This window comes from Candidatus Methanoplasma termitum, assembly GCF_000800805.1.
Taxonomy (GTDB): domain Archaea; phylum Thermoplasmatota; class Thermoplasmata; order Methanomassiliicoccales; family Methanomethylophilaceae; genus Methanoplasma; species Methanoplasma termitum.
The window spans coordinates 260082-285105 of the sequence record NZ_CP010070.1 but is presented as its reverse complement, the minus strand read 5'-3'; the positions used below and the strand labels follow the sequence as shown (position 1 = coordinate 285105).

The following is a 25024-nucleotide window of genomic DNA, read 5'->3' as shown; positions in this document are numbered from 1 at the left end:
GCCGATGATAACCCTCGACCTTCGCATTCAGTACGATGACGAGAGGACGGCAAAGGCCATCTTCGATTCGATAGCTCCGGATAACGAAGGTTATATCACGACCGAGTTGAAAGGATGCTTGTTGGTGATGAAGATCGCTTCAAGCAGTGCGGGAACTCTTCGTAACACCGCAGATGACCTCATGGCCTGCATCAAAGCGGCGGAAGAGGCCTCAGGCCTCGTCTCCGGACCCGCTCCTGACCTTGACTGCGACACCTTTTTTGAATGACCTTATTTCTTCCGCCACCAGCAGAACGCGGCCGGTGGCGATCACTTTATCTTTTTGATCGGTCACGATGACCTCTTCCATAGGTCTGAGTTCATCGTCGCATTCCGTCACGAACTGACAGAATACGTTCCTTCCTTCCGAAACGAACGGTACCGCATCATCCATGACCTTCACCCTCATGAACGGGGCCGGGACGGCGGAAGCGATCCTGTCCGCACCTTCTTTTCTCAAAGTGTACAGCCCGTCACCCGCGCGCATTGACAGCACGTGCTCCCCATCGGAGATGACATTCCTTATCTTCCCGGTGTTCTTGCTTATGATCAGCTCGATCTTCCCTCTGAAGAGGGCTTCCGTTGCATCTTTGCCGAACTGATATCTAGACACCGCTTTGGCCCTGATGAGGTCCGGGTCGTATTCTTCGGTCCCTTCGTCAGAGACCTCTTCCCCATTTACCACTTCGTCGAACATTATCTGAAGGAATCTGACGGTGAATGCTTCGGAGTCGCGCATTGTATCGGAATCCATTATTTTCGGGAAAACGGACTGCGCTATGGGGTATACTTCATCCAACTCCGCCGGGACCGGGCCGAAAGGAGATACCACTACCGGCGTATAGCCTGCCCTTCTTGCCTTATCGAAATCCGACGGTCTTGCTTTACTGTAAGGTTTGCTCCCTTCGTCATAGAACAACGCCGCATTCTTCGTCGCCGGCACATATCTGCTGAACAATCTGTTGATGTATCTTGCAAATGCCGGCCTTGCCCTTGTTTCCGCTCCTGTATAGAACAGTGCGCCATCCCTGCTGATGGGATCGAACCTCTCAAGGAACATCTGATGCTCCGCGAGACGCCTGAGAGCGTCCAACATTGCGGGATGCGCCCTGCACCTTATCTCCGTCAGTTCCCAGAGGCGTCCCTCGCGAATGTACCTCTTCACAAGTGCCAGCTCTTCGGTTATCTGATACAGATTGTGTCTTGCGATCGTTTTTTCTCTTGTCTTCCTGTCCATTTTCCTCAAAGATTCCAATGTCTGGTTCCTGCATGCCGGACAGTTGCAGTCGAGGGACTGCATATCCTGAAGACGGAATGTTCCGTCGATGAACATCATCCTGTCATCCCTGGCGAATTTGGCATAAGATGCGGAGTCGAAGAGATCGCATCCCATTAACGTCGCAAGTGCCAGCACCATAGGGTGCCCCGCGCCGAACAAATGTACGGGCCTGTTCGGATTCAGCCCTTTCTTTGAGGATATCACAACATCCACGAGATCGACGTACCTGTACTGTTCCATCAACGGAACAACACCGCCTATCGGGTGGACGTCAATATCCATCGACGCCATCTTTCTGGCGCAATCCTCCCTGAGGTCCGGATATATCGATCCCTGACCGACCCCGTTTATCATCATGCCGCCTTTGATCTCGCATGCTTTCTTCGTTCTTTCAAGGGTGACCGCGATCGATTCTGTCGTCTTCTCTTTCGACCAGAAAGGTTCCGTGAAGATATCCAGAACCGTTCCGATATCCGTCCCTATGCTTTTCTGGAACTCCACCATTTCTTCATTGGTGACCTCGACCTCGCCGTACATGTGGCTTTGGAACGTGCCGGAATCGGTCATTATCACTCCCGGGAAGTCCAGCATCTTATGCAGTCCTATTTCCTGCGCCTTTCCTTTCAGTTCCGGGTTGTTCTTTATTATGTATGAGTTCGTTATTATAGCCCCGAAACCGAACTCTTCATAGAGTTCCTTAGGTGAAACGGTGCATATCTTCGGATTTACCACAGGAAGGAGCGCAGGTGTCTCCAGCACTCCCGAGTTTGTCTGGAACTTGCCTATCCTCGCAAGTCCGTCCCTCTTAACGACCTCGAACATCAAGTCAAGGATATTATCGCTTAATTAAAGGATTCTGTTCTTCAGAATGTCCCCGTAGACCTTTGATATGGCATTCTTGACAAGAACATCGGGAATGTCCTCGATAACATCCTTTCTCCATTGATTGACAGGGCGTCCGAAGCCGACGATATTCGTTTTTCCGTGATCGCAGCTTTCATCGACCTCAAGCGGTTTGATCTCCAATCCGTCCAGAATATCTTGTATCTTCCTCCCGTTTATGTAAAGGGAGTTGGGCCCTTCTTTTTCTACGCTTGTGAACTTCGAAGAGATATCTGCCACCTGCATATCGAAAACGAGACCTTTGAGGTACTTTTCCATCTCTTCAACGGACCATCTTCTAAGATCCTCATCATCCGGAGGCTCCGAAGAGTGCCTGTATTCAATGTCGATCATGGCCATGCCGCATCATCGGTATCATTTATTAAAAGCGTATTGCACCGACCAAGGGATTATGCTCATGTTCAAAACTTGAACAGATCGTCCAATCCGACCAGTGTCAATCTGTCATTGTTCTCTGCGTCCTTCATCATACCTGCCGTGAACCCGGATCTTGAGAAGAACAGAAATAGATCTTTTTCGGAGAACATAATCGCTTTTGTAACGTTCTTCGTGTGGTCTCATCTCATGTACCCTGCCGCCTCAAATAGTCTGGCACTGTTGTCCTGAATCGTGATTCACCAACTCGTGATTCACCAACTCATAAGCAGACAATAGTTTTCCATATTTGACACAGTCCCGCAAAAAGAAAATCATTAATAAAGACACTCTCATTTTCTACTGTGGCCGACGCCAATATATACGCAGAGAATTGGGATTATTGGAATGTACGTAGAATACTTGCTATTGCTTGTGGCGTTTTTTTTATCTTTGCATTATTGATGGGCGGTGTGGGCATAGAAAAAATCCTAGGCATTGTTGCATTATTGATCTTTTATGTCTTTCTTTTTTTATTGTTCCGTGAACGGTACACTGTGGAATTCGACCGCTTGATAATAAGACGTTATTTCAAAGACCGAGAGATCATGTACACATCGATAAGACGCATCGAGAAAATGTCTGACATCAACAAGGGTTATAAATACGATTTCTCTACATGGAAAAGCATCGAGATCACATATATTGACATTAACGGTAAAGAGAAGTTAGTGATTGTGTCACCCGGAAAGATCAAGGAATTTTATTCTGACCTTGAATCCAAACTTCCTGACCCGAGTGTGATTAAGAAAAAACAAGATGCGTGACCTCTTTGACTGACAACTTTATCATAGAGAAGCGTATTCGCCAAGTATGGCCTACTTTGACCTAAGAGCGGCGGATGAGTATAAGCTGGTTGTACTGGTAAGGGAAGATCTTAAAATGACAAGGGGTAAGATCGCCGCCCAGACGGGCCATGCGGTGGTGAACTGCCTGCTGAGTGTCATGAAGAAGGACTCAAAGTCTTTCGAAAGATGGACGCTGAACAACCAGCCGATAATAGTCCTCAGAGTGAATTCCGAAAAGGAGCTGTTCGAGTTCAAAGCGATATTGGATGCTCAGAGCATCAACAACTCCGTTGTATGTGATGCGGGAAGGACCGAGGTCGAACCGGGGACGATCACATGCATGGGGATAGGCCCTGCCGCGGCATCGGTTATTGACAAAATAACCGGCGAGCTCAAGATGCTTTAAATAGTTTATTTTATATTCCTGCATTTCCATACACTAAGTTGTGGGATTGCAATGAAGAAGGTCATTCTGGTATCAGTTGGGATCGTTTTGCTGTTTGGTATAGTCGGAACAGTGTCCTTTGTTACGGACGCCGATAATGAACAAAGCACTGCTTCTCCGCTGGGCGCGGATCAGTTCGATCTTGCGGCCGCTCTCGAAAATGCCGTCAGCGGAGACACAATAGAAATGCGAAGCGATGCCTCGATCTCTGATGATCTTACCATAAACCAAGGCGTCATATTGAAAGACATGGGCTTTTCATTGACCGTTCAGCGCAGCTCAGTACTTATTGTGAGCGGAGAGTTGATCTCAACCGGCGATCTAAGCATAAAAGGCATCGTTTCCGTTGTCGACGGCGGCTGCCTTACTATCGAGAATAACGGAAACTCAACTGACCTTAACAAAAAAACTGCTACTGTTACAGGTACGGTGAACATCTATGGCGGAGGGACCCTGAACGTTGGTCTGCAAAAAGAAAGTTATCTAATTTTCAGCGGAAACGGAAAACTGTGGGTCGGGGGAGCGATGAAAGTAGGCGATGTATCTATATTCAATTACTCTGCAGTAGATGTTGTCACCGCTTCGATCACCGGAACCCTTAATATCTCCACCGGAAGCGCTTTCAGAGTGGCCGATGTTTTGACCGTGGGGATCCGTGCTTCTTTCACTACCGATATGAGCAGCAGCACTGTTGTGTCCGGAGTGGTCACCCTGGATCCAACAGCATGTGTGATTGTCTATGGCGAAGCGGGTTTCAATAAATCGAACATCAAATACTCTGTTGTTCTCACCAAGTTCATATTTGACAATAAATATGCGTATGCGACCGAATACAAATCCATTACGGGCAACAGAACATTGGTATTTCCGCCGACAGATAATCTTATAGACTGCGTTGTTGAAAAATGGAAGGACGCGGGCGGCAATGTACTGTCCCCGGATTCCGCCATACAGATAGGGACCCCGGGATACACTTCGATATACGGCGAAGTATCCAACAAGATCTACAATGTAACTCTTTCGAAGGATGACAGCATAAAGTGGGTCAAGATAGGGAATAACGGTGTAACGACGGAGCTTCAGGGAGTGATCGCGGCACCTTACAACACATCCTTTACCATCAGCATGAAGGCTGTCGGGGACGCCCCCCTGCCGACTATGTACATGAACGGCACCCCGTGCGATGGTGCTTCTGTTTCTTTCAAAGTTGCCGGAAACGTAACCTTGACCACATCCAATGACTATAAAACAGAAAGCAGCGGCGGCTTGTCTTCGCTCATTATAGTACTGGTCATCATAATCGCCATAATGGCCATCGCCTTGGTCGTGCTTATCCTGAAATACAGAAAAAGGACTGGGGCTTGATCAGAGCATATGGAACTCTTTCATGGACATTACTGAGAATTTTTGATCCTTGGCTACGCTGATCGCTCCGACTGCGGCATCCGCACCCTGTATGGATGTCAGAAATGGGATCTCCAGCTCGACAGCCAGTCTTCTCATCCTATGTCCGTCTCTTATCGGTCCGGACTTCTGAGACGGCGTGTTTATGATAAGATTTATCTTGCCTTCCCTCATAAGGCCGATCGCGTTCGGTTTCATATTATCATCTAACTTGAAGACGGTCGTTGTCTCGACCCCATTCTCTCTCAGATATGTTGATGTCCCCTTAGTTGCATAAATGTGGAAACCCATGCTCAAAAGCTCTTTCGCCACGGGAAGGACCCTTTCCTTATCTGAGTTGTTTACTGTGATATACACTCCGCCGCCCGTCGGCAGTTTGTTCCCTGCCGCGACCAGGGCCTTATAGTAAGCGATATCGAAATCCTGATCGATACCCATGACCTCTCCGGTACTCTTCATCTCGGGAGTGAGTATCGAATCTACGCCCGGGAGTTTAAGGAAGGGGAAAACCGATGCTTTGATGGCAAAATGGTCTATCTCCTTGTACCCTGACAGCCCGAAATCCTTCAGTGTCTTTCCCAGCATAATCTTTGTACCTATCTTTGCCAGAGGTATGCCTGTGGCTTTTGATATGAACGGGATCGTACGCGATGCCCTTGGGTTCGCCTCGATCATGAATACTTGGTCGTCTTTGACGGCAAGCTGAAGGTTCATGAGCCCCTTTATCTGCAGTGCAAGCGCCACTTTGTTCGTTATTTCCACTACCTCATCGACCACTTTTTTTGAAAGTGTGAAAGGAGGCAGCACCATTGTTGCGTCGCCTGAGTGGCAGCCCGCATACTCGATGTGTTCCATTATCCCGCCGATGTAGACATCCTTGCCGTCCGAGGCAACATCTATATCCAGTTCGATCGCCTCTGTTAGATATTCATCGACCAATATCGGGTGGTTCCTGGACACTTTGACGGCCGTTTCAACGTATGTTTTCAGTTCTTCGACCGAATATATTATCTCCATCGCTCTTCCGCCGAGAACATACGACGGTCTGAGCAGCACCGGGTACCCGATCTTATCTGCGATCTCTTTTGCCTCTTCGAACGAGTAACCTGTTCCTGACTTAGGCTTCTTTATCCCGAGCTCGTCCATGAGTGTGGAGAACCTTCTTCTGTCCTCTGCCACATCCATCATGTCCGGGCTTGTTCCGAGTATCTTTGTCTTCGTTCCGGCAAGTGCCTTCTCGAGGTCGACCGCCAGGTTAACGCTCGTTTGGCCGCCGTATTGGACCACTACGCCGTCTATATCCTCGGCTTCGATGACATTCAGGACATCTTCCATAGTAATAGGGTCAAAGTACAGGCGGTCGGATATGTCGTAATCCGTGGATACGGTCTCGGGATTATTGTTTATTATGATGGCGCACACTCCCTCTTCCTGAAGGGCCATCACTCCGTGTACGCAGCAGTAATCGAACTCGATACCCTGCCCTATCCTTATCGGTCCGCTTCCGATTATCAGGACCTTCTTTCTTTTGTCATCCTTCTTCACTTCTGTGGACGATTCATATGTGGAATAGAAGTATGGCGTCCCCGCATTGAACTCTGCGGCGCATGTATCCACCATCTTGTAGACCGGGATGATGCCGTGCGATTTCCTTTCTTTCCTTATCTCCAACTCTTTTTTGTTGGTGAGTTCGGCTATCTTTTCATCGGAGAATCCCATGCGCTTTGCTTCTTTGAGGAGTTCCTTCGTAAGACGTTCGCTTTTGATCCTTTTCTCCATGTTGACGATGTTCTTCAGTTTGTTGACGAAGAATACGTCCCATTTTGTCATGTCTGCGATCTTTTCAGGTTCCCAGCCTTTTCTTAGCGCCTCTCCTATCGCGAATATGCGCTTGTCCGTTGCGTGAAGGAACTCTGTCTCGATCTCCTCGTCTGTCATGTTGATGCTGTCGAGACCGGTAACACCTATTTCCAGAGACCTTAATCCTTTCAGGATGGCCTCTTCGAATGTCCTTCCTATGGACATTATCTCGCCGGTGCTCTTCATCTGCGTTCCGAGGTGTCTGTCGACCGTCCTGAACTTATCGAACGGCCAGCGCGGTATCTTTACTACTACGTAATCTATCGCCGGTTCGAATGCGGCGAATGTTGTACCCGTTATCTTGTTGGGGATCTCATCCAATGTATAGCCGACCGCTATCTTTGTCGCCACTCTTGCGATGGGGTAGCCTGTCGCCTTGGATGCCAATGCCGACGATCTCGAAACACGGGGGTTCACTTCGATCAGCCTGTAGTCCCCGTTCGCGGGGTTGAAAGCAAACTGCACGTTGCATCCGCCGGCGATATTGAGCGCTCTGATTACTTTTATCGAGGCTGTCCTGAGTCTCTGGTGGTCCTTGTCGGATAATGTGAGACACGGGGCGCAAACGATGCTTTCCCCGGTGTGTATCCCCATTGCGTCGAGGTTCTCGATGTTGCAGATGATTATGCAGTTGTCGTTGGCATCTCTCATGACCTCATACTCGTATTCCTTCCACCCGAGGACGCTCTCCTCTATCAGTACCTGGTGGATACGCGAATACGCAAGGCCTCTGGCGGATATCTCGACAAGTTCCTGCTCGTTGTATGCTATTCCGCCGCCGGTCCCTCCCAGCGTGTATGCGGGCCTTATAAGGACGGGGTATTTCCCGATCATGTTCGCCGCTTCGATGGCTTCCTGGACCGTATGCACGCTTCTGCTAAGAGGTACGGGTTCCCCTATCCTCTCCATCGTCTCCTTGAAAAGCTCACGGTCCTCGGACATTGCGATGGCGTCTGGCTGTGTTCCCAGAAGTGAGCAGCCAAGTCTTTCCAGCGTCCCGTTCTCTGCGAGTTCCGAGCAGATGTTGAGGGCCGTCTGTCCTCCCATTCCCGAAAGTACGCCGTCAACTCCTTCTTTTTCGATTATCTTTGTGATAATGGGTACTTGGAGGGGCTCTATGTAGATGCTGTCTGCTGTGTCCGTATCTGTCTGAATGGTTGCGGGATTGGAGTTCACCAGAACGGTGGCGTATCCTTCTTCTTTAAGCGAGCGGCACGCCTGGGTACCTGAGAAGTCGAATTCCGCTGCCTGGCCGATAACGATGGGGCCCGAACCGATCACCATCAGTTTCTTGTATTCTTTTCTCATCTGTGCGCCTCCCTTGCGGCCTTGGCGAAATTATCGAACAAGAATGACGTATCCCACGGCCCGGGAGATGCCTCCGGGTGGTATTGCGAAGTGAATATCGGCAGTTTGGTGTGTTCCATTCCCTCCACCGTGCCGTCGTTGACATTTATTTGGTTCGCTATCAGATCTTTACCCTCAAGACTGCTTTCATCTATCGCAAAACCATGGTTCTGGGACGTTATGAATACTCTGCCCTCGTATTTCACGGGCTGATTGCTTCCGCGGTGTCCGAATTTCATCTTATATGTTTTGCCGCCCAACGCAACGCCGGTGATCTGGTTGCCGAGACATATCCCGAATATGGGTATCTGCGTGGAAAGGTCTGAGACCGTCCTTGCAGTGGTCTTCAATATCGCCGGATGCGACGGATCCCCGGGGCCGTTAGAAAGAAGGATCCCTTTCACCTTGTTGTCCATTATCACATCCGCAGGCGTATCGTATGGGAAGACCGTCACATTGAATCTGTGTGAAAGGTCTCTCAGGATGCCTCTCTTCTCTCCGAAATCCAGGAGTCCCACGCAAAGCTCCTTTCCGTAGTTGTATTTCTCTATTTTTTTAACCGAGACCTCTTCCACAAGGTTGCTCTCGGACGGTGCCGGCATACGTTTGAGCTCTTTGATCAGTCTCTCGATCCCGTCCTTGTCTTCGGTGATTGCACCTTTCAGCGTACCCATTGTCCTGATCTTGATCACAAGCGCCCTGGTGTCTATTCCGCATATCCCGGGCACTTTGTTCGCTTTGAGGAAATCATCGATTGTGCGTCCGCCGTACATGGGTGACGGCTCCTTGCAGTATTCCCTTACCACAAGGCCCCTTGTGTGGACGCAGTCCGATTGATAATAATCATCGTTTATTCCGTAGTTGCCTATCAGCGGATATGTCATAACAAGTATCTGGCCTCTGAAGGAGGGATCGGTAAGACTTTCCTGATAACCCGCCATCCCGGTTGAAAAAACGACCTCACCGACTGCAGACGCTTTGTATCCGAAGGGCTCCCCTTCGAACACGCTTCCATCCTCGAGAACCAAATAACTTTTCGCCATCGAGAATCAATCAGAGCTAAGAATTATATTTAATAGCTTGTGATGAGTGCTGACACTGCATATCCTTCGTTGTCCGATAGCAGACAAACCATCCGATATTGAACGAAATAGGGATAAAGAGAAAGGCCTTTAGGATGGTCATGCGGATTCTTGATAAGGATGCCAACAATGGGAACATTAGGATAATGCTGGAGGCAGATGAGGATGTCTGGCATCTCTTCAATGTTCTTACGGTGGGAGATCTGGTCACCGCCTCTACAACAAGAAGGGAAGAAAAGGCCGCAGACAAGCTCAGAGCAGAGAGATCGGAGAAAAAGCGTATGACCCTCGGGATAAGGGTGGAGAAGATGGAGTTCTCCGAGGACGATATCAGACTGAGGGTCCTGGGAGTCATCGAGACGGGACCGCAGGACATCGGCCAGCATCATACGCTTATCTTCGAGACCGGTGACGACATACTTATAACAAAGACCAAATGGAAGGATTCACAGCTTGAAAGACTGGACAGAGCGGTAAGGGACTCCAGAAAACCGAAGATATTGTTCGTTTCACTTGACCAGGATGACGCCACGATCGCTGTCCTGAGGCAGTTCGGGCTGAAAGAGATCGCCACCATCAGATCAATGCGATCCGGGAAACAATACGACGAGAGATCCAAAGAGGACAGATATCACAGCGAGATACTATCAAAAATAGAGCCTCTTGCGGCAGATAACATGCCGATAGTGCTGCTCGGCCCCGGGTTCGAAAAAGAATCCCTTGCAACGGAACTCAAATCTGCCGGATTCAAGGGGATACACGTACACCACACCGGACAATCGGGAATGGTGGGTGTCAACGAACTGATCAAGACCGGGATGGGGGCAAACATCCTGAGAGAATCCTCTGTCGGCGTGGAGATGGAGGCGGTCGAGAGACTGATGTGCGAGATCGGCAAGGACGGGCTTGCGACCTATGGTCCCAACGAGATAAGAAGCGCGGCAGATGCCGGAGCCGTAGATACTTTATTGATATTGGATTCAAAACTCAGAGAACAGGACCTTGACAACCTGATCCGAACGATCGAATCGCAGCAGGGAAAGGTCCTCGTCATATCTGGACAACACGATTCGGGAAAAGAGCTTTCGGCGCTCGGCGGGATGGGCGCTCTGCTTAGATATAAAAGGTAACCCTCCTTAGCAGAAAATCTCAATATACAAATAAAATGCTCAGAAAACTTTTAATTGTGAACAGACACTAAGGATTCTGTTATATAACCGGTAGATATTCTCTCTCAGATAGAGAAATAGGGGAATTAAAATGAAAACAGCAGATGAAGTTCGTGACATATTGAACAAGTACGACGTTTGCGTCTGCGATACCACGCTCAGAGACGGGGAGCAGGCGGCGGGAATCGTATTCTCTAACGTGGAGAAGTATAGGATCGCCCAACTTCTGGATGAAGCGGGAGTCCAGCAGATCGAGGCCGGGATACCCACTATGGGTGCCGACGAGAAGAAAGCGGTCAAACACATTGCGCGCATGAAACTCAACGCGTCAATACTGGGCTGGAACCGCGCGAACATTGACGATATCAACACCAGCCTCGACTGCGATGTCGATTCAGTAGCCATTTCTCTGTCCTCATCGGACATTCACATACAGCACAAACTCAAAAAGAGCAGAGAATGGGTCCTTCAGCAGATCGATGAATGCGTTTCGCACGCCAAATCCCACGGAGTATACATTTCATGCAACGCAGAGGATGCTTCCAGGGCAGATATGGACTTCCTTATAAAATTCGCAAAGACCGCCAAGAATGCCGGTGCAGACAGGCTTAGATATTGCGACACCATAGGTAGAGAGGACCCTTTCACATGCGCTGCGAGAGTTGAAAGGATAATCAAAGAGGTGGGCATCGAAGTGGAGATGCACACGCACAACGACTTCGGCATGGCGACCGCGAACTGCATGGCAGGCGTAAAGGCCGGCGCAAGATTCCTCAGCACGACAGTGATGGGCATCGGAGAAAGGGCTGGCAACACTCCGCTTGAAGAGGCAGTGATGGCATGCAAACACCTGTTCGGCAAAAGTACGGGAATAGATCCGCTCAAGCTGAGGCCGCTAGGAGAGTTCGTCTCGATCGCCGCAGGAAGGCCCATCTGGGTCTCCAAGCCGTTCCTCGGATCGAACTGCTTTGCGCACGAGGCCGGGATACACGCGGACGGAATAATAAAAGATGCAAAGAACTACGAGCCTTACGATCCTCATGAGGTCGGCCTCGAGAGAAGCATAGTGATCGGCAAACACTCCGGAAGGAACACGATCGTCACCGACCTGTCCCACAGGGGCATAAAGCTCTCCGATCAGGAAGCGATAGATCTTCTGGAAAGGGTCAGGAAGGGCTCTGTAAAGCTTCACAGAAGCATATCTTCCGATGAACTGCTCGTTATGTATAACGACATGATCAACGGCGAAGACCCGTTCGAGGATTGAAAACTTCTTTTTTTACCTTTTTCCGCCTGTGGGTGTTGTTATTTGCTTATAGGCGTAGAATATTCCGATCAATCCCATTCCGCCGAGCATTGCAAAAATGTGTTCTATGATCCCTGCGCCATTCGGCACCAAAACGATGATTATAAAAGTCACCACAAGGGCCAACGCCCAATTGTTCACTCTGATGAATGCTTTTTGGACCTTTAAGGTCGCGCGTTTCGGTTTGCTCAATACGCCCGCCTTTCTTTCTGCATCCAGAAGAACCTTTCCTACGAATTTGAGGTTCCTCACCACCTTGTACAGAATGACCGCGACAATGACAAAATTCACCATCAGTACGATGGTATAGCTTATATCCAACGTGATCATGCTGACAGTGTTCCTGTTGATGAACTCTGCCAGGTCGGTTGAGAAAAAGAAGAATATTGCTTCTATCACAGCTAACAAAAGTATAAAAGCATAGGCATAGACCACTTTTTCTTTGAATTTGGATGCTGTATGTTTTGAGGTCAGCGTCAACCTTGCATATTGATCGTTGCGGAATGTTTCCACCCTATTGGCAGCACTTAGAACGGATTTTGGGGCATGTGTGCCTGCATAATCGCATATTTTAGTTGCATTGTGCGACAATATCGGCAGAGCGACCATTGACACCAACGCCGCACTTACGACCGCGGTATAGAAATCGTTCGACAGGACGCCCGCTTCTAACCCGGCATAAGCTATTATGAATGCGAATTCTCCCATCGCGACCAGACTGACAGCAGATATGAATCCTACGCGAAGGGTCTTGTTGCCGACGAAGTATGCAAAGAACACGCTGCCTGTCTTTAAGATAGTATATATCGCGAATATCGTCACCACCATAACAATATTGTTTATTATGCCGCCCGGCGTTATTTGAAGGCCGACGGAAATGAAGAACATCGCCATGAATATGTCTTTCATCGGCGTTATATCGTGTTCGATTGTGGTCCTGGAACTGGACTGAGAGACCACCACACCCATTAGGAATGCGCCGATGGCCATCGACATCCCGATCACAACTGATAACAAGGCCATAGCAAAACATATCCCTAAAGCCGTCACCAACAGGACCTCGTCCGGCATCTTTGATGCGATCCATTCAAGCGCCCGAGGGACGGTTATTATCCCTATCACAACGGCTGCGCTCATGAACGTGAGGATTATTATGATCATCCACACAACGGAGTCAAGTTCCATCGAGCCCCCGATGAGCAAAGGCGTCGCCATTGAAAGGATGATGACCTGTGCAACATCCTCGATCACCGTTATAAGGACAATAGACTCTATATCCTCTTTCGAAAGTTTCCCCTGTTCTTTGAGCACGATCGTCACGACCGCCGTGCTCGATCCGGAAATGATGGCACCAAAAAGTATCGCATGGATCATGCCCCATCCCATAAGGATCCCAAAGAGATATCCGCCGGCGACCATCAGAGGGATCTGTATCAATGCTACCATTATGGCAAATGCACCCGATTTCTTCAGCTTCTTTAAATTGAGTTCCATGCCGACAACGAACATCAGCAGGACCAGTCCCATATTCGCGAGGAGTTTTACGTTTTCCTCCATATTAGCGATCTCTTTCTGGTCCTGAAAGATGTACCCGTTGAACAACAAATACCCGATTATTATTCCTGCCACGATGTATCCTATTATCGGCGGCATCTTCAATTTCTTGAATATAACTGAGCATGCCCCCGCTACAAGCAGAAGTATTGTCATGCTCAAAAGAAATGGAAATGTTGATTCCGCCTCCAATGACACACCCGCTGATTTGTGTATATTCTTATTTGTAATAAACTGTTTGTATTGTTAATCCTTATTACCCAGTTTGTGAGGGGTGAGATTGCTTTTTTACTAATTAATGTCAATATGTCGGATTGCAATCAGTTCATAGCATTATTTAAATAACGCAAAGTAAGTTGATATTGAGCATTGCGGAGGTCTTCCGGCAGGGGCATACCAGTCGGTACCGCACTCTGCTCGTCGCCATTGTTATATTACGTTCCCATCTTAGGTCCTTTTTCCGGCTCTTCCGGCGCAGATACTTTCTTCCTCTGACGACCGCCCGTCTTCTTGAGCTTCCCTTGATCCAGCGCCCATTGGAATCCGCCGATCTCGGCCGGAGTTATCAATACCTTGTCATTCTTGGCGTATTTCTTGTTTATTACCCAATTCGTGAAAGGTGCGATCACTTTGTACTCGTCGGCATCCATGACGACCTCTTTTGTATTCGGTCGGCCTCTCATTGCAGAGTATGTTCCATTGAACATGGTGATATGTTTGTCTTTTACTTCGATGACCTTCGTGCACACAGTGTCCAAGAAATATCTGTCATGGGTGATGGTGATAATTGTACCGTCATACTCATTGAGCGCTTCTTCGACGGCGTGCCTTGCTGGTATGTCCAAGTAGTTGGTCGGTTCGTCGAGAATAAGAACATTCGTTTCCTGCAGTAAGAGCATACAGAGCGCAACTCTCGCCCTCTGGCCGCCGGAAAGGGTCTTGATCGGCCTTTCCACGTCGTCCCCCATCAGAAGCATCCTTGATAGGATGCTCCTCGCGTCTCCTCTGCGTTCCTTTCCGATGACCGACATTATCTGCTCTTCGGCCGTAAGCATAAGGTTCAGGCCTTCGTGGTTCTGAGAATAGTATCCTATCTTCGCACCCGGAGCTACCCACAATTCACCTTTGCTGGGTATCTCTTCCAGCAATGCTTTGATGAGTGTGGATTTCCCTTCGCCGTTGGATCCGAATATTCCGATCTTGTCTCCCTTTTGAATATCCAGCTCTACGTTCTCGAGGATGGTCCTTCCTCCCAATTGCACGGAGAGGTCCTTGCATGTGATGACGTTCTTCCCTGATTTGTGTGCGGCTTGGATCCTTACTGTGATCTCCTTGTTCTCTTCCGGCTTTTCCTTCTCGTCCATCTTATCGATGAGCTTCTTCCTTGTTTTGTGGGTGGTGAGATACCATTGGTCCTTGTGAAGCTGCTCGGCGATCTCTTCCTGTCTCCTCTTGTTGTTTACGTATTTTTTGTATTCTTTCTCCATACGGTCGAGATCTAACATTTTCTTCGTTATGAAGTCGGTATAGTTGCCTTTGTACTCTCTTGTTTTACCGTTGGATATCTCGGTCATACGGGTTGCTATCTTGTCCAAAAAATAACGATCGTGGCTTATAACCAAGACAGAGCAGTGGGTCTTGAGGAGATAGTCCTCCAGCCACTCCACTGTTTCTACGTCAAGGTGAGACGTAGGTTCGTCCATTACGAGCATGTCGCAGTCGTCGGCTTGGACAAGTATCCTGGAGAGCATGACCTTGGTCCTCTCTCCCCCGGAGAGAGAGTCCATGGTCCGGCCCATTATATTCTCGGAAAGACCGACCTTTTTAAGAACTTTGATCAATTTGCTTTCGTCCTGAACATCTGAAGCTTTCAGGTCCCTTTCCAGTTTGGAATACTCGGCGGCGAGGGCGTTCCAATCCACATTGCCGCCGGATGCCATCGCTTCTTCGATCTCCCGCATCTTCTTCTTGATGTTCTCGATGTGACCGTATGGTCTTCCGAGAACATCATGTACGGTGAATTCGGATGATGATTCCGGGAATTGTTCGAGGTATCCGATATTATTTGTGTAGCGGGTCAGTTCGCCGGTATCGGGCTTGATCTCTCCCAGCAGGATCTTTAAAAATGTGCTCTTCCCGGCGCCGTTTATTCCTATCAGTCCGATGCTGTCGCCTTCGTTGATCTGAAGGCTGGCATCGGTAAGGACCTTGACGGGACCGAACGCTTTCGTAACGGCTTGGGCTTTGAGAAGCATGAGTTCAAAATCCGTTCAAGTTATTTTATTATATTTATTGGAGCCTGCGTTCACCAGACATAGGGTGTATCTTGACGAATATTGTGTATTACCTAACTCTATTGAATGATCTCTCATTAAAAGTGCGGTCTGGTATGCAAATTGTGAAAGCATATAGTATTCAGGAACAAATCTTTCCCCAGAGAGGGTTATATTTGGGGTTGACGAATTCGTGAAAAGTAACCGATCATTCCCAGAAAATCCATCAAAAACACTCGTTCTGAAAATGTTTTTTCGAGGGGCGAATTCGCGTTTTCGGTAAAGTAAATGAAAAAGGTTTTTTGTTTCATTAATCGATCGTGACTATCAGTCCTCCCCAATCCAGCGAGTTCGGATCGAAACCCGGTTCGTTTGTTATGGGATCGGTGCTTGTCAGACACAAATAGAACGTTCCCCCGTAACTGTAGGTCACATCTCCGAGTTTTGAATCCAACAGTTTCCATCTTTCATTGTCTTTGCCTATTTTTTCAACCCCCCATATCACCCACTTTTCACCTTCCCGGTCGGACGAGATGCCGTTGATTGAAATTATATCCCCGTTCGCACTGAACTCCGTATCGGTTACTTTTTTTAACGCATCGATCGGGCTGTCATGTTGCACGGTTGCGATGGTTGGTCTGGGTTTGACATGCTGCCCCGACGTTCCGCCATTCCCATAATCGATGTAGAAGTAAAGGTGAAAGTCGTCGATGGGCTCTTCACTTTTTTTGGTGTTCTCTTTTTCGATAATAAAAGCAGAGGCCACGCCTGCAATGACAACGATGAGTGCGGCAATGATTACCATAGTTAGTTTTACCTTCATTTTTTCACCGTTTTGTATCGGGCGATGAATGCGCTCCTCTCGGGAGATATCTTTCCCGGCCATTCTTGTCCCGCTGCGTTTTAATGTGAATGGTATTGAACTCCCTATAATGTTTTTTACGTAGCATACTTCCACACTCCATCTTCGAAATAGTAAGTGTCCGTTACACTATATCCTGTCGGCATATCGTCTAAATATCTTATCATAGTAGACACTCTGGAGAGGTGTTGCTTCGCAATAATAACGACAGCAATAGCATCATTGCTATTACTACAACATAATCGCGCATTTTAGTTAGAATAGAAAACCAACAGACAAAGATGTTTTCTTAACAGTCTGTTGGTTGTGTCGCTTCAATACCCCCATTGTTGGGATTCAGAGAAGGAATGTTCGTAACAGGATTGACCTGCGTTAATCCCAGATAATAGTCTGTTCCCATGCCGAATACGTATTGCGGCATCGCATCCATTTTTACCCACCGGTTACTGTAATCGTCATAATAGGCCATATGGTCATACTTCCATATGACCCACCTTTCACCTGCATTTTGATCGGGTGCGACTCCGTTGATAGAAATGATCCTTCCATCCGAATCCACAATAGCATTGGTCAATTCCTGCAATACAAAAAGTGGGTTTTTGACGTTGGTGCTTTTTCCTATCCACCCATTTTGCAATGTATCGGTCTCGTGATTCCCATAGTCAATGTAATATTCATAGTACGGGTCCCTGCTCCCTGGGAGCGGTTCGTTTGCCTTCTCATAGAGCACGACGGAGGATAAGATAATGATGCACGCAACGACGACAATTATTGCAATGTTCTTTTTCTTCATTTCATTTTCCCCTATTGTCTATTGAGATCGCCCCCCTTAGCTTTCTGTTTATGTAGACGCTTAAAAAGTATTTAAAATAAATCTATTCTGTATTAGTATAGAATTTATGTGTTCAGAGTAATCAGAAAACTTTGAACGAAAAAACACTGAAGAAACAGGGACATAAGAAAATCCGCCCTCATTAAAAGTTGGTCTGTGATATTAGTTTACCACAACAGAAAACCACAGACCGTATGTATGATGGGCGGCAAGGTTATAAAATAACCGATTTCCGGTGCGTACGGAAGCGGTCCTCTGTTTTGGAGGAGGAACGCATAGATGAAAATAGCGATCGGGATAGATGTGCATAAGGAAAAATGTGCGGCGTTTGCAGTGTACGCAGGCAAAGAAGAGCCGAGAAAGAAGAACCTGGATTTTTTGGAAAGATTCAACGCCGATTTCCGGAGGTTCCCTTCGGACGCTGCGGGAATGGTAGGACTGACGAACCGTCTTCACGGTCAGGATGCGTATATTCTGATAGAGAATTCGACCAAGTCTCACGACGTCTATTGGATGCTGACCAATCTCGGGTTCAGAGTGACGGTGGCCCATGCCGCCGACCTGTACAGGATAACCAGGTCCAAAACAAAGAACGATGATAACGACGCTGCTGAACTGGCGGGGTATATGCGCAGGCGGCTGATGGGGGAGATCGAGTTCGCCGTCGCCCATATGCCTTCGCGGGAGGTGCTGGTGCAGAGGGAATTGTGCAGGTTCGATATCAACGACAGGAACGATCTGACCGCTTTGAAAAAACAGATCAGATCCCATCTTCTGATAAGAGGAATGAAGCTGTCCCGCGATTACTCCGACATCACCTGTGTTCTTGCCCTCAGGGAGCTGAAGGCAACGGGGGACCACATTCTCATTCTGGATGCGGCGAAGGCCGAGAGTATCAAAGCGAGGAAGTCTCAGACGGAGAAGATGATCCGATACAGGATGGAAGGCAACAGGATGTTCGATATCGTTTGGTCGGTCCCCGGATTCGGTATCCTGTCTGCGGCGTATGTCACGTGCATGGCCGATGATATGACACGTTTCGTGGATGGGCGGGCATTCGCCGCATCTGCCGGTATAACTCCCAAACTTGACGAATCCGCCGACAGACCGAAGAACTGCGGGATCAGCCGCAGAGGGGACCCAGAACTCAGGAGGCTGTTGTGCCAGGCAACGTTCGTTCACATAAACCATGCGGACTCGTTCATATCCGAGAAATACAAACGTCTGAAGGCCAACGGCAAACATCACAACGAGGCGTTGGTGGCATGTGCGAATTCCATGGCCCGTATGATCTGGGCCATGGTGACCCGGGACAGGAAGTATTCCGCAGACCCGACAGTGATGGCTGTGACAAGATATCTCGCCGATTCCGACGAGATAGAGGATGAGATGGAGGCAGCGCAGACAGAATGATCATGAACGATCGGGATGCGGTGAAGCACAGCCGGACGGGAAAGGATGTCGGCTTCTTTTTGGCCTTCGTGGTCGCTTAGAAAATCGATACAGTATCGTCGGGCATATCGGGAACGCGGAAATGGCCTTCGGGGCCGGGCAATAAATCGATGATGCGGAACTGCGGGGGACCCGACCGCATGGGTTAATGGATATCACAGACCGATGCCTCCACGGTCGGCATCGGAACATGGGGACGACCTTAGGTTGTTTTTATGGGTAGGATCAGCGGATGCGGTAACAACCTTTATCAAAAACGAGTGGCTATAGTGGTGACAGACCAACTTTTAATGGAATAAAAAGATTAAGGCGGGGATTTCTCCCCTGTTTGTTTTTCTGTTTTGAGGATGATTCCTTTTACCTTCTACCAGATTAAGACCTCAGCAACTTCGCCGCAACCACAATTGCAATGATAGCGATGATGATGACGATGATGATCAGGAGGATCACCATCGGGTCAGACCAGCTGCTACCGCTCTTGCCATCCTTCTCGGGGGTGGTGACGGGCGGTTGGGTCGTAGACAGATTCTCCGCAGTGAAGAGTGCTTCTTCAGTAACCTTGAGTGTTCCTCCGTTAGTGAAGTTCACACCGTTCAACTTGACCTGAACAGTTGTGTCTCCGAAACCTGCGTTGGGGGCTGCACTTACGACGATCACCATGTTGTATGGGACGTAGAAGGTACCGGAACCGTTGGGGTTACCGTTACCTTGGTTGGCCGCAGTGTTGCTCCATCCTACCGGCTTCGAGTATGCTGTCCAGTTCACACCTGCGTAGTTAGCGAGGGTGATCGCGACTGTCTTCCAGTCCCATATGGCATATACTGTGTCATAGGTTCCTACAGGAAGTACATCGTTCCCGACCACATCCGTCTGTCCGTCTCTTACATCGCTCCATCCGAATATTATGATATCCTTAAGGGCGGTTGTAAAGTTGAGCGGCTTGACCATGAACGAGGGCAGGTTTCCGTTGTCTCCATATACGGTCGCATAGAGCACATCCGATGCCAGCTTCGGAATTCCCATTGACATGATGTCGTTAGGGACACTGGGGATGACATAGTCTGTGTATGCTAAGTCTGCGAATGCGGGTACTGAGAGGTCGCCGAATACGACTGCGATGTAGTCAACAAGGTATACGGATGTCGGTCCCTTCACAGATGCGGTGTTGGTGTACGGCTCGGACACCAAAGTAGGTGTCTTACCGATGATGAAAGCAAAGAATGCTTCAACCGTCGATCCTGCCGTGGCATCTACTGTGCCCGCGATCTGTATGATGTCTGCCGAAACAGAGGCACCCTTCACATTCATTGTTCCGTCAACTTTGATCGCTCCGACTCCGGCGGCTCCGATGATAGCGGTGGTGTCTCCGTCAACAAGGAGCACTCCGCCCTCTGAGACATTGATTCCGCCGTTCTGACCGAATGTTGCCTGAGCTCCATCTGTGAATTTAGACTGGTTGGCATCACTACCGGCGACTATTATCGTTCCGTCGATCGCCATGGGCTGTGTCGACTGTATCGATCCGTTCGCAAGGAGTACTACTCCTTCTGCCACCCAAAGTTCAGCGTTCTGGTCGTCCACAAGCTTTACACCGGCTTTCAGCGTTCCGTTCTGATCCAGAATGGCACCGCTGAAGTCAGGGAAGGTCACGGGGTTTCCATCCACTTCTCTGGGGAACACGAGCAAGTTGATCGTGTCACCGCTTACGGATATGTTGAGTGCTGTCCACAGGTCTGTATAGATGTATTTGGCACCCACAATAAGGACTTCTGCGAGAGGTGTGTTGATGTCGTACTCAGGCTTCACATCGTAGACAGCCTGTCCGAACTGGACGAGGTACTGCGATGATGTTGTTGTCTTCTCGACCACTGTGCCTTCCGGCAGGTTCACTACCGGGTTGTAGGACTGATCAGGTATGACGATTCCGCCGAACGGCCAAAGGGCCTTCCAGCCCATTACGGTCTTTCCGTTTACATTGTAAGCCTTCAGACCGATCTGGAGACCGGAGTTCACGGATATGTTGATCTTTGTGTTGTCTGCAAGCTGCAGCACACCTGCGCTGGTCTTTACATGACCCTGAAGTGTCTGATCCTCGAGGATGTATATCCATCCGACGACTGTTACTTCATTGCTGTTTGCGAGTGCGTTTTCGAGTGTTGTGTAGTAGTATGTTGTTTTGTCAGGTGCTGTGCCCACGTTCTCAACGTAGAATACCGCATTGAGGTTTGTTACGTCATACATGGGGTGGAAGACCAGATCCGGCTCTATTTGAGGTACGGCTCCGTATTCGATTGTACCTGTTCCCTCAAGGTTTATGTTGTAGACCGTACCGTTCGTGCCCGTAAGAGCTGCGGGCGGCACTATACCGACCAGCGGCAATGTTACATTGGCATAGTCTGACGGCTGAACGAATATTCCCTTTATTTCGGGAGCGCTGTCGTTCGTGAACATGAAGTTCATGTAACCTTTCACAGTGAACGTGTATCCGTCAGGTGCGAAGTAAGCGCCTGCGAACGTACTGTCATAGGCCTGTGTCGACAACTCAAATGTTGTTACCTTACTTTCAGGCAGGACCTCAACGTTTGTGAGTCTTCCCTGTGTAGGCATAGGCTGAGGGAAAGGAGCGACAAATCCGACACCAGAGGTGTTGGCTGTGACCAATCCGTCATTGGTTGTTGCGGGCGCTGTGTTCGGAGTCAGGTCTGTCATGAACATCCTTGTTACTCCGCCCTGGTTGAACAGTGCGAACAATGTCGCGCCGGCCTGTTTTGCGTCGTTAGCACCGACTATGAGTCCGGTAGTAGCGTCGTTCTTGGTTACTGTCAGGTTGCCTGTGTTTGTGCTCCAGGCTGCCGTACATGAACCCATTCCAGCAATGTTATAGGTCAGGTCGTTTCCTTTCAGGTCAAGACCTAAAGCGGGTAGGACTGTACCGTCTGTGACAATACCGTTTGCCCTGTTGGCTGTTACGTTTGCGCTATAGTTGGCGCCGGTTCCGTTCACAGTCATTGTGGACTGGTAAGGCAGACCGTTAACGATACCAACAAGGGTATACGGTGTGTTCAGCGCGACACCGAGGAACGTAAACCGGAATGTGCTGTTCGCAGGCGCAGCGGGACCCGCTACTGCCTGAACCGGCCCGAGCGCTGCCCCTGATGCAGGTATCAACCAGAGAATATCATCGGAAGTTGCCTGAACCGCAGAGGTTGGGTCTGCGGGTCTAACGAACTCGTTGATCGCTATGGTCACATCGCCTACTTGCGGCATGTTGTCACCGACAATTACGGTTGCTGCCGCTTCGACCACTCCGTTGATGTTCACAAGGCGGAGGTAGTTACCGTCCCGGGTTGCGAAACCTGTGGGCATTGCGACGCTCCAGCTACCTGAAACGAATTTTATGTTCCTCTCAGAGAAATCCTGAGCGGGTATGTACAGGCTTATTGCCTTGTTCGTTACCGGGTCCAAAGGAGCCACTGTTGTGCCGGGTGCCACTACAGGTATAGTGGGTGTTCCGAGCACATTATAAACCTGACTCTCATCAACAGCCGTCGTATTGATATTATTAACAGGGTACTTCACCGCTTTCCAGGGGAGGTTCGCTACATCTGCGACTACCTCTCCGAACACAGTTGCCTTGCCGTCTACGAGACCTACTCTCGCACCGTACGCATACGCTGTGGAGAGCTGGGAGTCGCCGGCTTTAACGGTTCCTGTGAAGGGTGCGACACCGCCGGGTATCACGGGTATGTTGATTACTGTCTTCCAGTCAGGAACATTGAATGTGACCAGGTTGGCAATCAATTTAGCACCGTATGTCGGGCTGGTTGTGTCTACCATGCCGAAGATCCTGCTGCCGACGTTACCGCCGATGTTATCTGTGGCTGTAGAACCTGCGAGTGCATCTTTCCACAAGGGTGCGAGAGCACCGATGACGCCTTCGCTTATGGGTCTGACTGCACCCAGTACCAACGCACCGTTTGTGAGCTCGATGGAACCAGTTGTGGTGGCGTAGTTGGTGATAACTTTGTCAGGGGTCGCAGCTGCCAGGTTGACATCTGCGGCGTCTCCGACCATGATTATTCCCATAAGTCCGCCTTTTCCATCGGGCGCCATCAACAGGTTGAATACCGCATTGCTGACTCCGGTAAGGGTCACGGATGCATACTCCTTATAGTTTGCACCGTTCACATTATCTGCTGTTCCTACTGTAATCGTACCGGAGAGTGTTACTCCGGGTGCGATTTTCACGTACTGCATGCCGCCGTCTGCAACCTGATTGGGCAGGATGAAGAAGCGGGCATTGAGACTGCTGTCGCTGCCGTCGAAGATCGTTAATCCGCCGTTCATCTGGTCAATCCTGTTGGCTGCGTCAGATTTCTCACTGACAGCAATGCCGGCAACAGAGACCATTGCAAGGGCTGCAACGACCACAAGCGCGAGAAGCATCTTGTTGTTTCTTTTCATTTCGTTTCTCATATTGGAATCATCCTCTTTGAGTATGTATTTCCTGCCTCTCGAACAACAAGGAGAACAAGTCGGGTCTGCCAAAAAATAACGGATGATCCGGCTCAGGTCGGCGGAATAACAATCATGCTACTCCCTTCCCATTCTGTCCTTCTTTTTCCATCCCTTACCTTTGGTTCCGCCCGACCGTACCACCCGCATGTTACGGGCGCGTTCTTCGCAGGTTGCGAAAGGCTGTCCACAATAGTACCTATGGCACCTTGTGTACGAGCTATGTAGTAGTTAGGAGTATATAATATTAAGCCAAAAACGCAAGATACCCACGCGCGAGTATACGCGCGCGACATTTTCCGGAGATGTCGGCGATGCCGCCTCATCTACTGCAGTTTCGGCTTCAACGGTTCAGATATCTTACTTCAGATTAGACCGAGTGCCTTGTTTCGGCAGCTTGGATATATTGTCGTTTCACTGTTAATAAACAAACATCTCTTGTTCCCTATGACATCTCATTGTGCATGTGAGGATCGGATCATCTCAGCATTAAACTCAGAACACCTCTGCTCTGTTTTATCGCCGGGATCAGTTCGGAAGGTATCTGCCCGTCGACCACGATTATCAGATGCGAATCAAATCTTACGCCGGGATCCTCCACCACCGCCTGCCTTACGGACAATCCTCTTCTGTAAATGACATCCATGACGCCTGCGAGTATTCCCGGCATGGTCGCATCGGTGGGGATTATCTCCAACGTTGTGCAGTCGATCTCCGGCGCGACCTCAGACAAAAGCAGCATGGACCTCAGCTTGGAGAATACTCTGTCCAGATCCGGGGTCGAGGATATCTTGTCTAGCGCGGACCTTACCACCCGCCTGTCCACTCCGGCGACCCTTGCGATAGCCGCGTCGGACTGCTCGATGTCGTTGCAGTAAGCCGTACCGTCAACGACCCTTATCCCATTTCTCAGAAGCAACATCGCTACCTTTTCCTGTGATGGAAACCCCACAAAGCCGTCTTTGATGCTGTCCATGCACGATGAATGTCAACAAAGAATAAAAACATACATCCAAAATGTTAATGACTCAAGCTTGCCGTTTGCTGTATGTCTGACTTATCTGCGCTTTATCTGCGCTTTATCTGCGCTTTATCTGCGCTTTATTTTCTTATCCGAAAGCAGCGGCGCTCGTACTCTTAATAAACATCCGGCATGATATGTGTGCAGGGGAAAAAACACTTGCCTAGCGTTGACGAACTCAGGAAACAGATAGAATCCATCGACAAGGATATAATCGATCTTATCGCCACCAGAATGGAGATCGCCGACGAGCTTGCCAAGGAAAAGAAACATTCTTCTCAGGGCTACTGGGACACGGGCGTGGAAAGAGCGGTCATCGACAGATATATGGAACTCTGCGAAGATGTCAGCCTCTCCGTGGGGGAGGCGAAGCTCATTGCCGAAGTCATTTTGAAGATCTCCAAAGAGAGACAGAAACTGCTCTACGACAGCGAGCCTTCCGTTCAGGAAAAACCCATTAAGAGGAAATGAACCGACTT

The 25024-nt window shown here is 49.1% G+C and carries 19 protein-coding genes; 8 read left to right on the top strand and 11 right to left on the bottom strand.

Annotation, left to right across the window (positions count from 1 at the left end; all coding sequences use genetic code 11):
- Positions 1-4 precede the first annotated feature (4 nt).
- Positions 5-268 carry a KEOPS complex subunit Pcc1 gene (locus Mpt1_RS07385; RefSeq protein WP_082007211.1) on the top strand — a complete coding sequence of 88 codons (264 nt, stop codon included), beginning with the start codon at positions 5-7 and terminating at the stop codon, positions 266-268.
- On the opposite strand, the gene tgtA is transcribed toward Mpt1_RS07385, so the two are convergent.
- The 3 genes from tgtA to Mpt1_RS07840 all read right to left on the bottom strand — a co-directional run bounded on the left by tgtA (position 212) and on the right by Mpt1_RS07840 (position 2748).
- Complete coding sequence (gene tgtA, locus Mpt1_RS01310) at positions 212-2140, bottom strand: tRNA guanosine(15) transglycosylase TgtA (RefSeq protein ID WP_048111514.1); 1929 nt, start codon at positions 2138-2140, stop codon at positions 212-214. The two genes, Mpt1_RS07385 and tgtA, sit on opposite strands and share 57 nt — an antisense overlap.
- A gap of 24 nt (positions 2141-2164) precedes the next feature.
- Positions 2165-2560, bottom strand: a complete 396-nt coding sequence (locus Mpt1_RS01305) for a hypothetical protein (protein WP_048111513.1) — start codon at positions 2558-2560, stop codon at positions 2165-2167.
- Between the two features lie 62 nt (positions 2561-2622).
- Entirely contained in the window at positions 2623-2748 is a 126-nt protein-coding gene (locus Mpt1_RS07840; RefSeq protein WP_274518176.1) for a hypothetical protein, read from the bottom strand.
- Positions 2749-3132: 384 nt separating this feature from the next.
- On the opposite strand from Mpt1_RS07840, the gene Mpt1_RS07655 reads away from it, so the two are divergent.
- The 3 genes from Mpt1_RS07655 to Mpt1_RS01290 are packed head-to-tail and all read left to right on the top strand — an operon-like array spanning position 3133 to position 5233.
- On the top strand, positions 3133-3402 hold the full coding sequence (locus Mpt1_RS07655; RefSeq protein WP_158386716.1) for a PH domain-containing protein: 270 nt from the start codon (positions 3133-3135) through the stop codon (positions 3400-3402).
- A 46-nt stretch (positions 3403-3448) separates the two neighbouring features.
- The gene (pth2, locus tag Mpt1_RS01295) at positions 3449-3829 is read left to right on the top strand and encodes a peptidyl-tRNA hydrolase Pth2 (protein ID WP_048111511.1); all 381 of its coding nucleotides are present in this window, start codon (positions 3449-3451) and stop codon (positions 3827-3829) included.
- A 51-nt stretch (positions 3830-3880) separates the two neighbouring features.
- A complete protein-coding gene (locus Mpt1_RS01290) occupies positions 3881-5233 on the top strand; it encodes a hypothetical protein (RefSeq protein WP_048111510.1) in 1353 nt (450 codons plus the stop codon).
- On the opposite strand, the gene carB is transcribed toward Mpt1_RS01290, so the two are convergent.
- Positions 5234-8440 (bottom strand): carbamoyl-phosphate synthase large subunit, encoded by a 3207-nt coding sequence (carB, locus tag Mpt1_RS01285; RefSeq protein ID WP_048111509.1) that lies wholly within the window; start codon positions 8438-8440, stop codon positions 5234-5236.
- Entirely contained in the window at positions 8437-9522 is a 1086-nt protein-coding gene (gene carA, locus Mpt1_RS01280; protein ID WP_048111508.1) for a glutamine-hydrolyzing carbamoyl-phosphate synthase small subunit, read from the bottom strand. Before carA ends, carB begins: the two co-directional genes overlap by 4 nt.
- 140 nt (positions 9523-9662) lie before the next feature.
- Between carA and Mpt1_RS01275 the strand changes: the two genes are divergently transcribed.
- Together Mpt1_RS01275 and nifV are read left to right on the top strand one after the other, a co-directional pair.
- Entirely contained in the window at positions 9663-10691 is a 1029-nt protein-coding gene (locus tag Mpt1_RS01275; RefSeq protein WP_048113606.1) for an mRNA surveillance protein pelota, read from the top strand.
- A gap of 130 nt (positions 10692-10821) precedes the next feature.
- Positions 10822-11997 carry a homocitrate synthase gene (nifV, locus tag Mpt1_RS01270; RefSeq protein ID WP_048111507.1) on the top strand — a complete coding sequence of 392 codons (1176 nt, stop codon included), beginning with the start codon at positions 10822-10824 and terminating at the stop codon, positions 11995-11997.
- Between the two features lie 12 nt (positions 11998-12009).
- Here nifV and Mpt1_RS01265 read toward each other — a convergent pair whose 3' ends face one another.
- The 4 genes from Mpt1_RS01265 to Mpt1_RS01250 form a co-directional block, all read right to left on the bottom strand.
- Positions 12010-13746, bottom strand: coding sequence for a cation:proton antiporter (locus Mpt1_RS01265; RefSeq protein WP_048111506.1), 1737 nt, complete (start codon positions 13744-13746; stop codon positions 12010-12012).
- Between the two features lie 278 nt (positions 13747-14024).
- Positions 14025-15845: an ABC-F family ATP-binding cassette domain-containing protein gene (locus Mpt1_RS01260; protein WP_048111505.1), complete on the bottom strand. Its 1821-nt coding sequence runs from the start codon at positions 15843-15845 to the stop codon at positions 14025-14027.
- Positions 15846-16173: 328 nt separating this feature from the next.
- Entirely contained in the window at positions 16174-16686 is a 513-nt protein-coding gene (locus Mpt1_RS01255; RefSeq protein ID WP_148305790.1) for a hypothetical protein, read from the bottom strand.
- Positions 16687-17014: 328 nt separating this feature from the next.
- Positions 17015-17518 carry a hypothetical protein gene (locus Mpt1_RS01250; protein WP_048111503.1) on the bottom strand — a complete coding sequence of 168 codons (504 nt, stop codon included), beginning with the start codon at positions 17516-17518 and terminating at the stop codon, positions 17015-17017.
- Positions 17519-17836: 318 nt separating this feature from the next.
- Here Mpt1_RS01250 and Mpt1_RS01245 point away from each other — a divergent pair, with 318 nt between their 5' ends.
- Positions 17837-18970: an IS110 family RNA-guided transposase gene (locus Mpt1_RS01245; protein ID WP_048111096.1), complete on the top strand. Its 1134-nt coding sequence runs from the start codon at positions 17837-17839 to the stop codon at positions 18968-18970.
- Positions 18971-19381: 411 nt separating this feature from the next.
- Here Mpt1_RS01245 and Mpt1_RS01240 read toward each other — a convergent pair whose 3' ends face one another.
- Both Mpt1_RS01240 and Mpt1_RS01235 read right to left on the bottom strand, forming a co-directional pair.
- Positions 19382-23473 carry a hypothetical protein gene (locus tag Mpt1_RS01240; RefSeq protein ID WP_148305789.1) on the bottom strand — a complete coding sequence of 1364 codons (4092 nt, stop codon included), beginning with the start codon at positions 23471-23473 and terminating at the stop codon, positions 19382-19384.
- Between the two features lie 529 nt (positions 23474-24002).
- Entirely contained in the window at positions 24003-24500 is a 498-nt protein-coding gene (locus tag Mpt1_RS01235; RefSeq protein WP_048111501.1) for a regulator of amino acid metabolism, contains ACT domain protein, read from the bottom strand.
- 204 nt (positions 24501-24704) lie between these two features.
- Between Mpt1_RS01235 and Mpt1_RS01230 the strand changes: the two genes are divergently transcribed.
- Complete coding sequence (locus Mpt1_RS01230) at positions 24705-25016, top strand: chorismate mutase (RefSeq protein ID WP_238603133.1); 312 nt, start codon at positions 24705-24707, stop codon at positions 25014-25016.
- Positions 25017-25024 lie beyond the last annotated feature (8 nt).